Raw genomic sequence first — 14,500 nt, 5'->3', positions numbered from 1 at the left:
CCACGACGGCGAGATCCAGTTAACTCACGGCACGCGGTTTGGGATGGCGCTGGGCTCGTGCACCTGCACCCGCAGGCCGGTGCGGTCGATCTGCAGCACGGTACCGCTACCGAGGCCGGTCCACCGCGTCTGGGGCTGAGTCCAACCGCTGGATGCCACCACGACACGATCGGCCGTGACACGGTAGCTGAGCCTGAAGAAGTCTGGTCCCCTACGGCGACTGACCTCCGACTCCGGGTCGTTGTCGCTGTGGGCGTACAGCGTGTCGGGTGTCAGCAGGAGACAGTTCAAACCGCTGAACGTCGTACGTTCGCGCACCGATCGGGACGCGTTCTGCAGTGCGGACACCGGGTCCTGGCCGCCTCGAAGCTCCTGTAGGACGAGGAGGAAGTAGCGTTCGCTGTCCGTATCACCAGCGGCCAGGGCCAGCAGATCCGGATCGATGAGATCGTCCAGCGCGTCCGGCGGGCTGAAGTGGCCGTTGTGCGCGAAAGCGGTGGCTCCCAGCACGAACGGATGCGTGTTCGACTCGGTCAACCGCGAACCCGGATTGGCGAGTCGGAGATGCAGCAGAGCGAGATCGGTCCGGATGGCACCGACTGTGTGGTCATAAGCCGAACTCTGATAGGCAGGCTCCACCGAACGCCTCGCACCGATCCCGTCGACGGTCCGATAGGCCACCCCCCAACCGTCCGCGTGTTCCTCGGAGAGGGCGGTGAAGCTGGGCAGGTCTTCGTCGAGAAGGTTCGCGATGGTATCTGGGGACGACGAGACGACGCCGAGGAGGCGACACATGCTGGCGATTGGACCTTTCGGCGATGTGAGGTTTCCAGGAAGCTTGCCGGCTCTTCTAGTAGGCTTTCAGTGCTGACCTACGTTCAAGCGCTCCCGCGAACCACGAGAGCAGAGAATTGATAGCGATATAGATGACCGCTATGACCAGGTAGGTCTGGATCAGCGCATGGGTGTATTCGCCAAGCACCTTGCCCGCGTACAACAACTCCGTGTAACTGACCACGAAGCCGAGCGTGCTCTCCTTCAGTAGCCGCACGAGTTGAGTCACGAGCGCGGGCCGGAGCCGACGGACAGCTTGCGGAATCAGCACGAGGCGCATCGACTGCCAATATGACATGCCAATGGCGTACGACGCCTCAGTCTGCCCCCGAGGCAACGCGATGATGCCGGCCCGGAATATCTCGGCGATCACCGCGATATTGGACAGCGTAACCGGAACGACGAGTTGCCAGAATATCGGCATCCGCATGCCGTAGCGAGGCAGCGCAATCATGCAGGCGAACAGCAGCAACAGGACCGGCACCGCGCGAAACAGTTCGACGTACGCAGCAGCGAGTAGTCGGGGCACCGGATTGCGCGCCAACCTGGCGAGCGCGACGAGCAGACCAATGGGCACGGTCAGGCCGGTGGCGACCGCGGTCGCGAGGAGCGTCTTTCCCACGCCGTCGAGGAGGTATCGAACAACCGGCCACTGTCCGAAGGTGGACCATTTCCCCGGCTCGAGTTGACCGGCGGCGGCGAACCGCGAAATCACCAACAGCGCAAGTGCCGGCAGCACCAGGGCGACGGCGACGGTGATGACGCGGTTGCGGCGTATTGCCCGCGGACCGGGTGGATCGAACAGACGATGAACTTCGGTTCTCATTGGCCGACTGCCAACCGTCGCTCCAACCAGCCAAAGAAGAGACCCCCACTCAAGGTGATCCCGATGTAGAGCGCACCACTGATCAGAAGCGTCAAGCCGGCGTCCGCGTATTCCAGATTGATCATGTCAGTCTTCCCGGTCAATTCACTCACACCCACGGCTGCCGCCAGCGAGCTACTGAGGGCAATCGAGATGAAGACGTTTCCGAGCGGCTGAATCATCGCGCGCAAGGACCGCGGCAGGATGACGTACCAGATCGTCTGCGATGTCGTCATCCCGAGCGCCCGCGCCGCTTCGGCTTCATTGACTGACACGGTAGCCACGCCTGTACGCACCGTCTCGCACACGAAAGCCGCCCCATAGAGGGCCATGGCTGTCACCACGGTGAAGAATAGCGAGTAGATGATGCCGATCTCTGGTAACCCGAAGACAAAGATCACCAGTAGGACGAGCAGGGGAACATTGCGGACCACCTCCACGTAGACGCCGGCCAGTGCCCGCAACGGTAGAATGGGAGAGATTCGCATGACGGCCAGCACGACGCCCAGGAACAGCGCCCCAACGAAGGACAGGATGGTCAACTGGAGAGTGACCAGAAGACCATCCCACAGCGGGCCAAGGTGGCCAACGACGTCCATCGACGGCACTAACTCCCGGCCACGGATCCCGGCTGCGGTGGCGTCGGCGCTGCGCCCTCGACCGCCGTTCCCACAGTCAACTTCCAGGTTCGCTCCCAGAGCCCGGATGCGACGATCGACCGCAGCCAGTCGTTGACGAAAGTCTTGAACTGGGCGTCGCCGGGCGGTAGGCCAATGCCGTACGGCTCCGTGGTGAAGGGGTTGCCGACCACCTTGAGTTCCGGGTTGCGGGCCACATCGCCAACCAGGATCGCCTGATCGATCACGTATGCCTCGGCGCGTCCCTGCCGAACGGCCTGCACGCACTCGTCGTTGCTGCCGAGGAGCAACACCTTCGCGTCCGGAACCTGCTTGGCCAAGGTCGCCGCAGCGGTTGAGTTGGCCTGGGTCGCCACCGACTTGCCGGCGAGATCCGTCACCTGCTTGATGTCGGTTCGATTTTTCTTGACGAGGATGGAGGTACCCGAGCTGTAGTACGGTCCCGCGAACGAGATCTTCTCGGCTCGGGCCGGAGTGATCGTGTACGTGGCGAAGACGGTGTCAACGGTTCGGTTCTGCAGCAGCAGCTCCCTGGTCTGCGCCGTGACCTGGACCAGCTTCGTCTCCGGCTTACCGGTGATGTACTTCGCCAGCAGTTGCGACAGAGTCGCATCGAAGCCGGTGAGTTTGCCGGTCAACGGATCGCGCAGCGAGAAGAGCGCCGCGGTCTCGGTGCCGCCGACCGTCAGTACCCCCTTCTCCTTGATTGTGGCCATGGTGGTGCCGGCGGAGATGAGGTTGGGTGCCGCGATCGGGGCCTCGGCAAGCACCTTCTCGATGCTGTCGCCTCCTGCGGAGGTGCCACTCTGCCCGCCCGGGAGTGCGGCGCTCTGCCCACCGCAGCCGGCGATGGTCGCAGCCAGCAGCAGAGCCGCCACTGTGCCGGTGAACCTGATCCCTGTTCTGGCCAACGCCCCTGTCGAAGGGGTGTGAAGGAGTGCCATTGCCAACCTTTCGAAGCCGGCGACCACCTCGAACCTGGCCGCCGGTGTGATGTGCTCGACGGGGTGGGGGCACGAGCGGCCCCACGGGCAAGCGTGGCGGCTCCGGGAGCGACCGTCCAATAGAAAGATTTAACCTACCGATCAGGTAGGTTTATATGCTTCCCTCATGTTTGACGCACGCCAGCTGCTCACCCTGACCCAGGTGGCACGTACCGGCTCGTACACGGCCGCCGCCAGTGCCCTGGGCTACACGCAGCCTGCGGTGAGTTACCAGATGCGTCAGCTCGAGCGAGCCGCCGGGACGCCCCTGGTGGTGCATGCCGGCCGCACTGTTCGCCTGACCGAAGCAGGTCGGCGGCTGGCCGGCCATGCCGACGTCGTCCTCGCGGCGCTCTCCGCGGCCGAGGCCGATATCGCCGCGCTCAACGCCGACACCGGGACGGTGATCCGCCTCGCTGCCTTCCAGAGCAGCTGCTCCACGCTTGTGCCCGTCATGCTGGACCTGCTCGCCGGGCAGGGCACACCGACGAAGGTCGTCGTCCGGCAGTTGGAGCCGGCCGAGGCTACACCGCTCGTCGTCAGCAACGAGGTCGACCTCGCGGTCATGTGCGACTGGGCGAATGAGGCCGCCAGCCCCGATGAACAGAAGCTGCGCCGGATTCCTCTGATGAGCGATCGGAGGTGTGTTCTGCTTCCCCACGGTCATCCGCTAGCTGATCAACCAGAGATCGACTTCGCGGACCTGTCGCAGGAATCATGGGTGATGGAGAGTGTGCGCGACCGCTTCACCGCGGCCTGCGAGGCAGCCGGATTCCAGCCACGCATCGTCGTCACCGCCTCTGACATCGTCGCCATCCAGAACCTGGTGGCCGCCGGTGTCGGCATCACTCTGATGAATGAGCTGGCGATCGCCACCCACCTCGACCCCCGGCTGAAAGCCGTGCCGCTGAGAAACTGGCCGCGTCGACGGATCTACATCTCCATGGGTGTCAGGAGGGCACAATCCACGGCGGTCGAGGCGGTGGTGACAGCTCTACGCGATGCGGCTCAGCGAGTGCAAGCTCAGCTGACCGCACGTAGTGCCAGCGCAACCCTGTGAGAGCAGCGGAAGCCCCCGGCGGTTCAGGGGCTTCCGCTGCTGCCGGACGCTCAGGAGATGTCGCGGCGACGCATCGCCCAGAGCGCCGCGCCGAGGATCACCACGAGCCCGATCGAGAACAGCACGGACGACTGCTGCCAGGTGATGTCCATCGTCTCCGGCTTGCACTCGCCGTAGTAGGTCGCGTTGCAGGACTGCCAGTTCTCCAGCTTGACCGTCTTCGTCATCCAGGCCAGCGCGTACGTGGGCAGCAGCCACGCCTCGGCGAACTTGACGTTCGCCATCGCCAGCAGGATGCCGAGGCCGAACTGGCCGACCACCATCAGCGCCACGACACCGCCGAGGGCCATCGCGGTGTGCCGACCCAGCGAGGCCAGCGCGAAGCCGATGGTGGTGATGACAAGCACCAGCGCCACGCCCCGCAACCCGGTCAGCGCGAACGACTGCCAGACGCCCGAGGTCATCTTCTCGGTGCTGCCTCGGAAGCTGGCGACCGCCCAGAATCCGGCGAACCACAACACCGCGGCAGGCAGCGTCACCGCCAGGATGCCGGTGAGCAGCGCGGCCAGCTTGGTGAGCAGTACGGTGAGCCGCTTCGGCCGCCAGAGCAGCAGGTTCATCATGCCGCCGGTGCTCCACTCGGCCCCGACGAAGGACGCGCCGACCACGAACCCGACCAGGGCGAGGATCGCCGCGAACGGGACCAGTGTCTCGTCGAAGGTCTCGCGGAAGTTGAACGTCGACGGCAGGAACCACTCCGCCTCGATCTGGTCCCGCGACGGAGGCGTGATCATCGAACAGTCCTCGGGGTAGCGACCGTCGTTCGACGTGCCGGCCTTCTTGGCCTGCTCGCAGTTGACCCGATCCTGCTCGCTGTAGCGGACCTGCTCCTGGTACTGCTGGTCGGCCTGCCGCTCGGCCTTGGCGATCTGACTGGCGTCGATCTTCTGGTTGGTGAAGAAGACACCGACCACCACCGCGGCCAGCACCAGCAGGCCGAGCAGCGTCATGTAGCGGGTGAAGCGCCGCTTGGTCAGTCGGCGCAGCTCCGTCCGATAGAGGCTCACGCGCCCCACCCTCCCCCGGTGGCGCCGGGCTGACCCGTCCCACCGACCCTCGTGGACTCGTCGACCTGCCGGTGCTGGCCGGGGACCGGCGCGGTGGCGGTCAGTTCGAGGAAGACACTCTCCAGATCGACCGCGATCGGAGCCAGCTCACTGACGTACAGGTGCTGCTCGGCGAGCAGCCGGGTGATGGTGGCCGGCTTGTCGACGCCGGTCAGCATCAGGTGGTCCGGGTGCCCGGTGACCCGGACACCCGCCCGGGTGAGGGCCTCGGTGGCCGTCGGCAGGTCGCTGACCGCCTCCAGGCGGACCCGGACCGCGCCGGACGAGTGCTGGGCGAGCACCTCGTCGACCGGGCCGAAGGCGACCCGCCGGCCGAGCGAGATGATGGTGACCGAGTCGCAGATGAGCTGGATCTCGCCGAGGATGTGGCTGGACAGCACCACGGTCATGCCGGATTCGGCGAGGGTGCGCATCAGCGTGCGCATCTCCCGGATGCCGCCCGGGTCGAGGCCGTTGGCCGGCTCGTCGAGGATGAGCAGCTTCGGGTTCTTCAGCAGGGCGGACGCGACGGCGAGCCGCTGCTTCATGCCCAGTGAGTACGTCTTGACCCGCTCGCCGGACCGGTCGCGCAGCCCGACGAGTTCCAGGACCTCGTCGACCCGTGTTGCGGGCACCTCGCCCGCACCCGCCAGCAGGGACAGTGTGTCCCGTGCCGTGAAGTGCGGAAAGAACTGTGGGCTCTCGACGATCGCGCCGACCTGGCCGGCGACCGTGGGCAGCGCGTCGGGGACCTCGTGCCCGAGCAGCGTCATCCGTCCGCCGTCGGGTCGGATCAGGCCGAGAAGCGTACGCAGAGTGGTGGTCTTACCGGACCCGTTGGGACCCAGGAAGCCATGCACCTGCCCCGCGTCGACCCGCATGTCGAAGCCGTCGAGCGCGTTGCGGGTGCCGCGTCGACGACTCTTGTACGTCTTACGTAGACCTTCGATCTCCAGGACAGCTGGCAAGCTGCACCTCCCCCGATGGTGGGCGTGACAGCCGACACCATACGCGGTATGCAGCGATGCGCAATACGCGGTATGCATTGACACGCCGGTCGATGCATACCATCGACGGAGCGTGACCGTTCAGGCGCAGACGACCTGCACGCCGGCGGCCCGGAACGCCTCCACCACCTCGGGCGCGGCCCCGGAGTCGGTCACCAGCGTCTCGACCCGCTCGACCGGGCAGATCCGGGCGAAGGCGTGACCGCCCAACTTGGACGAGTCCGCGATGATCACGACCCGCTTGGCACGGGCCACCATCAGGTTGTTCATGGCCGCCTCCCCCTCGTGATGGGCGGCGGCACCGAGCTGCGGGTCGATCGCGTCCACGCCGAGCAGGGCGACGTCGAGGGTGACCTCACGCAGCAATGCGCCGCCCAGCGGGCCGACCAGCTCGAACGACTTCGGGCGCACCACGCCGCCGGCCACCACGACCTTCATCCGCGACCGCACGAGCAGCTCGTTGGCGATGTTCAGCGCGTTCGTCACCACGGTGAGCTGGGCACCTTCGGCGCTGGTGTTCAGGTCCGGCCGGACGGCGAGCGCCCGGGCCACCTCCGTGCTGGTGGTGCCGCCGTTCAGGCCGACCACGGTGCCGGGCGTGACCAGCGCTGCGGCGGCGGCCCCGATCCGCTGCTTCTCGGCCGAGTGCTTGGCCGTCTTGTAGCGCAGCGGCAGGTCGTACGACACGCCGTTGGCGACCGCGCCACCCCGGGTTCTGGTGATCATCTGCTGCTGGGCGAGCTGGTCGAAGTCGCGCCGGATGGTGGCCTGGGAGACGTCCAGCCGCTCGGCGGCCGCCTCGACGCTGACCCGACCGTTGTCGGTCAGCATCTCCAGCAGGGCGTTCCATCTGGCGTACCGGTCCACCTCGGCGACCCTCCCAGCAACTGCACGCTCGGTGATTGATTGCGTGCACACTAGTGCGCGAAACTGGGCGGGCGCAAAAGGCCGGTCTGCGCGATCGGCCGGTCGGTTGCCACGACCACCCCGATTCGCGCAGAATAACGCGCGAAATATGGCCCTAACGAGCCGTATTGCGCAGACAGGTCGGCCCTGCGAGGAGTTACCAATGGCGTACGTGGACGCGGAGATCGCGAGCCAACCCGACTGCTGGCGGGAGGCCGCCTCGCTGTCCGACGTCGTACGCGACGACCTCCCGCACCCCGGCGAGCGGGTCGCCGTCGTCGGTTGCGGCACGTCGTGGTTCATGGCAATGGCGTACGCGGCCCGCCGCGAGCAGGTCGGCCAGGGCGAGACCGACGCGTTCCAGGCGTCCGAGTTCCCCACCGGCCGCCACTACGACCGGCTCATCGCGATCACCCGCTCCGGCACCACCACCGAGGTACTGGAGCTGCTCGCCGCGCTACGCGGTCGTACGCCCACCACCGTCATCGTCGGCGATCCGGCGGCACCGGCCGTCGACCTGGCCGCCGCTGCGGTGACCATGCCCTTCGCCGACGAGCGGTCGGTGGTGCAGACCCGCTTCGCGACGACCGCGCTGGCCCTGCTGCGCGCGCACCTCGGCGACCCGGTGACCGCGCTCGCCGCCGACGCCGAGGTGGCGGTGCGCTCCCCGCTGCCGATCGACCCGGCCACCATCGGGCAGGCCACCTTCCTCGGTCGCGGCTGGACGGTCGGCCTCGCCCAGGAGGCCGCGCTCAAGTGCCGGGAGGCGGCCACCTTCTGGGCCGAGGCCTACCCCGCGATGGACTACCGACACGGTCCCATCTCGATCGCCGCCCCGGGCCGGTTGGTCTGGGCGTTCGGCGAGCTGCCCGACGGGCTGCCCGAGGACGTCGCCGCCACCGGCGCCGCCTTCGTGCACAGCCGTACGCACGGTTGGCGCACGGTGCTCGGCAGCTGGTCGGCCGGTCGCACCCCGGTCGACCCGATGGCCGACCTGATCCTGGCCCAGCGCTTCGCGGTCGCCCTGGCGACCAGCCGTGGCCTCGACCCGGACGCGCCCCGACACCTGTCCCGGTCCGTGGTACTCGCATGAGCGACCGGGTGGTCGTGGCGCTGGACATCGGCGGCACCGGCATGAAGTGCGCCCTGGTCCGGCCGGACGGTGTCGCCGTACGCACCGAACGACACCCCACCGACGCCGCGCGCGGCCCGGCCGCCGTGGTCGACACCATCCTCGACGTCGCCGAGGGACTGGCCGCCAAGGCCCGCGCCGACGGCCTCACCCCGGTCGCGATCGGCGTCGCGGTCCCCGGGGTGGTGGACGAGGCACGCGGGGTCGCGGTGTGGTCGGCGAACGTGGGCTTCCGGGACGTACCGCTGCGGGACCTGGCGGTGCGGCGGCTCGGACTGCCCACCGCGCTCGGCCACGACGTACGCGTCGGTGGTCTCGCCGAGGCCCGGCTCGGCGCCGGACGCGGCGCCGACCACGTGCTCTTCGTGGCGATCGGTACCGGCATCGCCGCCGCGCACGTCGTCGGCGGGGTGGCAGCCGTCGGCGCGCACGGCGCGGCCGGCGAGATCGGCCACATCATGGTCCGACCCGACGGCCCACGCTGCGGATGCGGGCGACCCGGTTGCCTGGAGGCGGTCGCCTCGGCGTCCGCGATCGGCCGGCGCTACACCGAACTGGCCGGCGGCAGCCCCGATGCCCCGGCGACGGCGGCCGCCGTCGCGGAACGGGCCGCGGCCGGCGAACCACTCGCCGCCGGAGTCTGGCGAGCTGCCGTCGAGGCACTCGCCGACGGCCTCGCCACCGGGCAGGCGCTGTTCGACGTGACGACGATCGTGCTCGGCGGCGGTCTCGCCCAGGCGGGTGACCTGCTGCTCGTCCCCCTGCGGGCGGCCCTGCACGACCGGATGACCTTCCACCGGGAGCCGCGTCTCGTCGCGGCGGCCCTCGGCGACGAGGCGGGCTGCCTGGGCGCCGCTCTCCTCGCGCTGGACACCCTGACCGTGCTTGACCATCAGGAGGAACGATGACCGAACGGGTGAACGGCCGAGTGGTGACCCCGAACGGTGTCATCCGGCAGGGGTGCGTCGAGTGGGACGGTGAACGGATCACCGCCGTGGCCGAGTATCCGTCGGTCCGCGACGGGCACTGGATCCTGCCGGGCCTCGTCGACATGCACACGCACGGCGGCGGCGGGCACACCTTCACCACCGGGGACGCCGACCAGGCCCGCGCGGCGGCCGCCTTCCACCTGGGACACGGCACCACCACGCTGTTGGCCAGCCTGGTCAGCGCGCCCTTGGAGGTGATGCGCTCGGCCACCGAGGCGTTCGCCCCGCTCGTCGACGAGGGTGTGCTGGCGGGAATCCACTTCGAGGGCCCCTACCTCTCCGCCGACCGCTGCGGCGCGCAGAACCCCGAGTACCTGCGCGACCCGTCGACCGACGAGCTGGCCGAGCTGATCGAGCTGGGCCGCGGCGCGATCCGCATGGTCACCCTCGCCCCGGAGCGCGACGGCGCGCTGGAGGCGATCAAGCTGCTCACCGCGCAGCGCGTGGTGGCAGCCGTGGGCCACACCGACGCCACCTACGAGCAGACCCGGGCCGCGATCGCCGCCGGGGCGAGCGTGGGAACGCACCTGTTCAACGGCATGCGCCCGGTGCACCACCGTGAGCCGGGCCCGGTGGTGGCCCTGCTCGACGCGTCCACAGTGGTCTGCGAACTGGTCGCCGACGGCGTGCACCTGCACGACGGCATGCTGACCTTCACCACGACGACCGCCGGACCCGACCGGGCCGCGCTGATCACCGACGCGATGGCCGCCGCCGGGATGGCCGACGGTGAGTACGAGTTGGGCGGTCAGGCCGTCACGGTGACCGACGGCGTGGCCCGGCTCGCCCGCGACGGCGCAATCGCCGGCAGCACGCTGACCATGGACGCGGCGCTGCGGCACGCGGTGCACGCCGGAATCCCGATGGCCGACGCCGCCCGGATGGCAGCGACCACCCCGGCGCGCGCGATCGGTCTGGGCGACCGGCTCGGTGCCCTCCAGGTCGGCCTCCGCTCCGACCTCGTCGTGCTCGACGACGAGCTGAACGTCGTGCGGGTGCTGCGCGCAGGCTCCTGGGTGGAGTGACGAAGCGGCAGTCGGCTCAGCTCAGGGCGGGGGCGTCGACGCCGAGGACGGCCTGTTCGTCGGGGCGGTGCACCAGCACGTCCGCCAGGTACGTCTGCACGGCGGGCGCCATCCCGACGTCCCGGCCGGCCCGCTCGGAGAGCAGCCACTTGTGCTCGATGATCTGCGCGAACAGCTCCTGCGGCTCCAGCTTGTGTCGCAGGTGCGCGGGCACGGCCCGGACCACCGGCTCGAAGACCTCGGTCAGCCAGCGGTGCGCCGCCTGCTGCTCGTCGGTCAGGTCGCTCTCCGCGCGGTAGGCGTCCAGGTCGTTGAGCAGCTTGCGGGCCTGGTTCTCCTCGGCGTCGAGGCCGGTCAGCCGCAGCAGCCGCCGGGTGTGGTAGCCGGCGTCGACGACCTTCGGCCGGACCAGGTAACGCCCGTCCTCGGCACTCGACATGGCCACCTCGGCAACGTCGAAACCCAGGTCGTTGAGGCGACGGATCCGGCCCTCGATGTCGTGCCGGGCCTCCCGCTCGATCGCCTGCTCATAGGTGATCTCGTGCCACAGCCGCTCGTAGCGCTGCACGACCTCCTCGCAGACCACCTCCGGGTCGATGGACTCGTGCAGCAGGCCGGCGGCCTGCAGGTCCAGCGCCTCCCCGAAGATGTTCACCCGGGCGATCTCCAGGTCCTCGCCACGCTGACCGTTGGAGAGCGACTGGTGCAGCGCCCCCGTCTCGGCGTCGACGAGGTAGGCGGCGAAGGCTCCCGCGTCCCGGCGGAACAGCGTGTTCGACAGCGAGCAGTCGCCCCAGAAGAAGCCGGTCAGGTGCATCCGCACGATCAGGGCGGCGAGCGCGTCGAGCAGCCGGCTCATCGTCTCCGGCCGCAGGGTGTGCGAGAAGAGCGCCCGGTACGGCAGCGAGAACTGGAGGTGCCGGGTGATCAGCACCGACTCGAGGGGTTCCCCGTCGTCGGTCTGCCGGTCGGCGACGACCGCCACCGCCTCGACCGAGGGAAAGTCGATCCGCTCCAGCGACCGGAGCAGGTCGTACTCCCGCTCGGCGATCCGCTCCCGGGTCTCCTTGAAGGCGTACACGTAGTCGCCCAACCGGACGAACCGGACGATGTGCCGGGAGATGCCCTGCGGCAGGGCCACCAGATGCTGGGCAGGCCATTCCTCCAGCGGTGTCGACCAGGGCAGGTCGAGAAGCGCCGGGTCGACGAGGGCAGATGTGATCCGCACGGGGACAAGCATGACGCCTCGGCCCCCGCATCCGCCTCACATCGTGGCTGGGCCCACAGCGCCGCGGACCCCGGCCTCGCGCCGGGCCGGTAGCGTGGTCGCGTGCTCAAACCCACGGGTGTACGACGTGACCTGCGGCTACGGCCTGTCCGCCCGGCCGGCTGGTGGTTCGACGCCCTCCTGCTGGCCGGATTGGTGGGGTTGACGGTGGCCCTCGCCGCCGATCAACTCTTCGGATTGGACCGGGCGGTCGCCGACTGGGCCGACGGGCATCGACCGACAGTCGCCTACTGGGTGGCTTGGGTGCTGAATCACCTCGGCCAGGGCACCCCGCTGACCCTGATCGCCGCCGGGCTGGGTGTGCTGCTGGCGGTCCGGCTGCGGTCGATCCGGCCGATCCTGCCGCCGGTGGTCGGATTCATCCTGACCTACCTGACGATCGGTCCGCTCAAGGTGTGGACGGCCCGGGCAGCGCCGAGCGCGAGCAGCAAGGAGCCGTTCCTGACGCCCGAGCAGACCCTGCCGCTGTTCCACGACGACCTGCCGGTGCGGTTCGCGCAGTCCTACCCGTCGGGGCACGTCGCCAACGCCATCGTCTGGTACGGCGTCATCGCACTGCTGCTCGCTCCGCTGGCCCGCAGCTTCGGCCGACACCTGCCGGCACGGCTCGTCACCGTGATCCGCATCGTGCCGCCGCTGGTGGTCCTCACCACCACGACCTACCTGGGCTGGCACTGGCTGACCGACTCGGTGGCCGGACTGCTGCTGGGCCTGCTCCTGGACCGGCTGCTGCACCGGGTGCCGTGGGACGATCTGCCGCTCCCCGGCCGGTTACGCGAGTGGGACCGGCCGTTCACGTCGTACACCTAGGGTTTCGGCTCGTGGATCGACTGGCGCGGCGGCTGGGCGTACGCGATGCGGTCGTCATCGGGTTGGGCTCGATGCTCGGCGCGGGCGTCTTCGTGGTCTTCGGCCCCGCCGCGGCGGCGGCCGGCGGTGCCGGACTGCTGCCCGCGCTGCTGCTCGCCGGCTTCGTCGCCTTCTGCAACGCGACCAGCTCGGCGCGCCTGGCGGCCCGCTACCCGGAGTCCGGCGGCACCTACGTCTACGGCCGGGAACGCCTCGGACCGCTGGCGGGATTCGTCGCGGGCTGGGGGTTCGTGGTCGGCAAGACGGCGAGCTGCGCGGCGATGGCGTCGACCATCGGGGCGTACCTGTGGCCGGGGCAGGCCCGGCTGGTCGCCGTCGGCGCGGTGCTCGCGGTCACCGCCGTGAACCTGCGCGGCATCGGCAAGACGGCCACCGCCACAAAGGCGCTGGTCGCGCTGGTACTCGCCGTGCTGGCCCTCGTCGCGGTCGTCGGTCTGGTCGGCGGGCCGGTGCACCTGGACCGGCTGGCCGACCCCGGCGGCTCCGCGCGGGGTGTGCTCACCGCCGCCGGGCTGCTGTTCTTCGCCTTCGCCGGGTACGCGCGGATCGCCACGCTCGGCGAGGAGGTCCGCGACCCGGAGCGGACCATCCCGCGCGCGGTGCCGCTGGCGCTCGGGGCGGTGCTCGCGATCTACCTGGCGCTGGCCGTGATCACGCTCGGCGTGCTCGGTGCCGACCGGCTGGCCGCGTCCGCAGCGCCCCTGGTCGACGTGGTGACCGCCGCCGGGTTGCCGGGTCTGGCCTGGATGGTCCGCGCCGGGGCGACCGTCGCCGTCGTCGGGGTGCTGCTCTCCCTGGTCGCCGGGGTCGGCCGCACCACGCTCGCGATGGCCCGCCGGCACGACCTGCCCGGCGCGCTGGCCGCCGTGCATCCCGTGCACCGGGTGCCGCACCGCGCCGAGCTGGCCGTCGCCGCCGTGGTGATCGCGGTGGTGCTGCTCGGCGACGTGCGGCAGGCGATCGGCTTTTCGAGCTGCACGGTGCTGGTCTACTACGCGATCACCAACGCGGCGGCGCTCACGTTGGGGCGGGACCGGGGGCGACGGCTACCGGGGCAGGTGCTCGCCGGGTTCGGGCTGGTCGGCTGCCTGGTGCTCGCGGTCAACCTGCCGCTCGGCAGTGTCGTCGCCGGCTTCGGCGTACTCGCCGCCGGGGCCGTTTTCTTCGCCCTGCGGATGCGTGGCTAAGACGCAGCGGTGGCCTGGGCGGCGTGATTCATGAGTACACATCCTTACGGTGACCAACATCGTGGCTCGTCAACTCGTCGCCGTCGAGGCGATAAAGGATCCGATAGTCACCGACCCGCAAACGGCGCCCTGATCCGTCACGCATCTCTGTCGAGCTTTGCGGAGCGGGGTCTGAGACCAGGCCGAGGATTGCTCCCAAAACGGTAAGGAACACGTTGCGCGGCTGCTTGTGCAGCCAAACCAGCACGTCCCGGTCGACCTGAACCTTCACGCCGCCTCGCCCTTGGCTCGCTCGGCCAGCAGCGCCTCAACCTCCTGAGGATCGACCCCGAGCGACTCCAGTGCCGCCGACAGCGGCACGAACTGGCCCTCGGCGCGTGACCGTGCGATCGCTGCTGAATCGCGGCGATCCCGGAACGCCTCGATCTCTTCCCACTCGTCGATGCCGATGAGTACGGCGACGGGCCGTTCGTACTTTGTGATGATCACCGGCTCCCCCGTGCGCTCGACACCATCCAGCACTCGACCCGCGCCGTCGCGGAACTCTCGCAGCGTGATCCTGTCCATACGAGAAACGTACCACGCGGTACCGCGCTACCCCATCGCTGGA

Annotated in this window: 16 protein-coding genes; 6 read left to right on the top strand and 10 right to left on the bottom strand. The window is 69.3% G+C overall.

The features are described from left to right. Positions 1-24 precede the first annotated feature (24 nt). Genes ACGFH9_RS05130 through ACGFH9_RS05115 form a run of 4 tightly spaced genes read right to left on the bottom strand, consistent with a single transcriptional unit; the run spans position 25 to position 3,308 of the window. Positions 25-795, bottom strand: a complete 771-nt coding sequence (locus ACGFH9_RS05130; RefSeq protein WP_393215542.1) for a class II glutamine amidotransferase — start codon at positions 793-795, stop codon at positions 25-27. A gap of 55 nt (positions 796-850) precedes the next feature. Beyond that, positions 851-1,660 carry an amino acid ABC transporter permease gene (locus ACGFH9_RS05125; RefSeq protein WP_393215539.1) on the bottom strand — a complete coding sequence of 270 codons (810 nt, stop codon included), beginning with the start codon at positions 1,658-1,660 and terminating at the stop codon, positions 851-853. Beyond that, positions 1,657-2,298 carry an amino acid ABC transporter permease gene (locus ACGFH9_RS05120; RefSeq protein ID WP_393215536.1) on the bottom strand — a complete coding sequence of 214 codons (642 nt, stop codon included), beginning with the start codon at positions 2,296-2,298 and terminating at the stop codon, positions 1,657-1,659. The genes ACGFH9_RS05125 and ACGFH9_RS05120 overlap by 4 nt, the downstream gene beginning before the upstream one ends. 8 nt (positions 2,299-2,306) lie before the next feature. Beyond that, positions 2,307-3,308: a glutamate ABC transporter substrate-binding protein gene (locus ACGFH9_RS05115; protein WP_393215533.1), complete on the bottom strand. Its 1,002-nt coding sequence runs from the start codon at positions 3,306-3,308 to the stop codon at positions 2,307-2,309. A 139-nt stretch (positions 3,309-3,447) separates the two neighbouring features. Between ACGFH9_RS05115 and ACGFH9_RS05110 the strand changes: the two genes are divergently transcribed. Beyond that, positions 3,448-4,380 (top strand): LysR family transcriptional regulator, encoded by a 933-nt coding sequence (locus ACGFH9_RS05110; RefSeq protein ID WP_393215530.1) that lies wholly within the window; start codon positions 3,448-3,450, stop codon positions 4,378-4,380. A gap of 50 nt (positions 4,381-4,430) precedes the next feature. Here the strand turns inward: ACGFH9_RS05110 and ACGFH9_RS05105 are convergent, their stop codons facing one another. From ACGFH9_RS05105 to ACGFH9_RS05095, 3 genes are all read right to left on the bottom strand, one after another. Further along, entirely contained in the window at positions 4,431-5,447 is a 1,017-nt protein-coding gene (locus tag ACGFH9_RS05105) for an ABC transporter permease subunit (protein ID WP_393215527.1), read from the bottom strand. After that, complete coding sequence (locus tag ACGFH9_RS05100; RefSeq protein WP_393215524.1) at positions 5,444-6,454, bottom strand: ABC transporter ATP-binding protein; 1,011 nt, start codon at positions 6,452-6,454, stop codon at positions 5,444-5,446. Before ACGFH9_RS05100 ends, ACGFH9_RS05105 begins: the two co-directional genes overlap by 4 nt. A 120-nt stretch (positions 6,455-6,574) precedes the next feature. Next, positions 6,575-7,360 (bottom strand): DeoR/GlpR family DNA-binding transcription regulator, encoded by a 786-nt coding sequence (locus ACGFH9_RS05095; protein WP_088987368.1) that lies wholly within the window; start codon positions 7,358-7,360, stop codon positions 6,575-6,577. 202 nt (positions 7,361-7,562) lie between these two features. On the opposite strand from ACGFH9_RS05095, the gene ACGFH9_RS05090 reads away from it, so the two are divergent. From ACGFH9_RS05090 to nagA, 3 genes are read left to right on the top strand one after another with little or no spacing between them, the layout of a single operon-like run. Then, positions 7,563-8,492 (top strand): SIS domain-containing protein, encoded by a 930-nt coding sequence (locus ACGFH9_RS05090; RefSeq protein WP_393215520.1) that lies wholly within the window; start codon positions 7,563-7,565, stop codon positions 8,490-8,492. Continuing rightward, positions 8,489-9,439, top strand: a complete 951-nt coding sequence (locus tag ACGFH9_RS05085; RefSeq protein ID WP_393215517.1) for an ROK family protein — start codon at positions 8,489-8,491, stop codon at positions 9,437-9,439. Before ACGFH9_RS05090 ends, ACGFH9_RS05085 begins: the two co-directional genes overlap by 4 nt. Beyond that, on the top strand, positions 9,436-10,545 hold the full coding sequence (gene nagA / locus ACGFH9_RS05080; protein WP_393215514.1) for an N-acetylglucosamine-6-phosphate deacetylase: 1,110 nt from the start codon (positions 9,436-9,438) through the stop codon (positions 10,543-10,545). The genes ACGFH9_RS05085 and nagA overlap by 4 nt, the downstream gene beginning before the upstream one ends. Positions 10,546-10,561: 16 nt before the next feature. On the opposite strand, the gene ACGFH9_RS05075 is transcribed toward nagA, so the two are convergent. Further along, on the bottom strand, positions 10,562-11,785 hold the full coding sequence (locus ACGFH9_RS05075) for a DUF4032 domain-containing protein (protein WP_393215511.1): 1,224 nt from the start codon (positions 11,783-11,785) through the stop codon (positions 10,562-10,564). Positions 11,786-11,905: 120 nt separating this feature from the next. Here ACGFH9_RS05075 and ACGFH9_RS05070 point away from each other — a divergent pair, with 120 nt between their 5' ends. Both ACGFH9_RS05070 and ACGFH9_RS05065 read left to right on the top strand, forming a co-directional pair. After that, the gene (locus ACGFH9_RS05070) at positions 11,906-12,643 is read left to right on the top strand and encodes a phosphatase PAP2 family protein (RefSeq protein ID WP_393215971.1); all 738 of its coding nucleotides are present in this window, start codon (positions 11,906-11,908) and stop codon (positions 12,641-12,643) included. A gap of 11 nt (positions 12,644-12,654) precedes the next feature. After that, positions 12,655-13,890 carry an APC family permease gene (locus ACGFH9_RS05065; RefSeq protein ID WP_393215508.1) on the top strand — a complete coding sequence of 412 codons (1,236 nt, stop codon included), beginning with the start codon at positions 12,655-12,657 and terminating at the stop codon, positions 13,888-13,890. Positions 13,891-13,918: 28 nt separating this feature from the next. On the opposite strand, the gene ACGFH9_RS05060 is transcribed toward ACGFH9_RS05065, so the two are convergent. Then, the gene (locus ACGFH9_RS05060) at positions 13,919-14,161 is read right to left on the bottom strand and encodes a type II toxin-antitoxin system RelE/ParE family toxin (protein WP_393215505.1); all 243 of its coding nucleotides are present in this window, start codon (positions 14,159-14,161) and stop codon (positions 13,919-13,921) included. Next, a complete protein-coding gene (locus ACGFH9_RS05055) occupies positions 14,158-14,457 on the bottom strand; it encodes a type II toxin-antitoxin system Phd/YefM family antitoxin (RefSeq protein ID WP_393215502.1) in 300 nt (99 codons plus the stop codon). The genes ACGFH9_RS05060 and ACGFH9_RS05055 overlap by 4 nt, the downstream gene beginning before the upstream one ends. Positions 14,458-14,500 lie beyond the last annotated feature (43 nt).

This window comes from Micromonospora sp. NPDC049102, assembly GCF_043197485.1.
In the GTDB taxonomy this organism is placed as follows: domain Bacteria; phylum Actinomycetota; class Actinomycetes; order Mycobacteriales; family Micromonosporaceae; genus Micromonospora.
Note: the sequence above shows the minus strand (reverse complement) of the source record. Positions and strands in the feature narration are given on the sequence as shown.

What these genes read in the sequence shown, in the direction of transcription:
- ACGFH9_RS05130 (WP_393215542.1), bottom strand. Translation starts at nt 795, where the DNA reads ATGTGTCGCCTCCTCGGCGTCGTCTCGTCGTCCCCAGATACCATCGCG.
- ACGFH9_RS05125 (WP_393215539.1), bottom strand. Translation starts at nt 1,660, where the DNA reads ATGAGAACCGAAGTTCATCGTCTGTTCGATCCACCCGGTCCGCGGGCA.
- ACGFH9_RS05120 (WP_393215536.1), bottom strand. Translation starts at nt 2,298, where the DNA reads ATGGACGTCGTTGGCCACCTTGGCCCGCTGTGGGATGGTCTTCTGGTC.
- ACGFH9_RS05110 (WP_393215530.1), top strand. Translation starts at nt 3,448, where the DNA reads ATGTTTGACGCACGCCAGCTGCTCACCCTGACCCAGGTGGCACGTACC.
- ACGFH9_RS05090 (WP_393215520.1), top strand. Translation starts at nt 7,563, where the DNA reads ATGGCGTACGTGGACGCGGAGATCGCGAGCCAACCCGACTGCTGGCGG.
- ACGFH9_RS05085 (WP_393215517.1), top strand. Translation starts at nt 8,489, where the DNA reads ATGAGCGACCGGGTGGTCGTGGCGCTGGACATCGGCGGCACCGGCATG.
- nagA (WP_393215514.1), top strand. Translation starts at nt 9,436, where the DNA reads ATGACCGAACGGGTGAACGGCCGAGTGGTGACCCCGAACGGTGTCATC.
- ACGFH9_RS05075 (WP_393215511.1), bottom strand. Translation starts at nt 11,785, where the DNA reads ATGCTTGTCCCCGTGCGGATCACATCTGCCCTCGTCGACCCGGCGCTT.
- ACGFH9_RS05055 (WP_393215502.1), bottom strand. Translation starts at nt 14,457, where the DNA reads ATGGACAGGATCACGCTGCGAGAGTTCCGCGACGGCGCGGGTCGAGTG.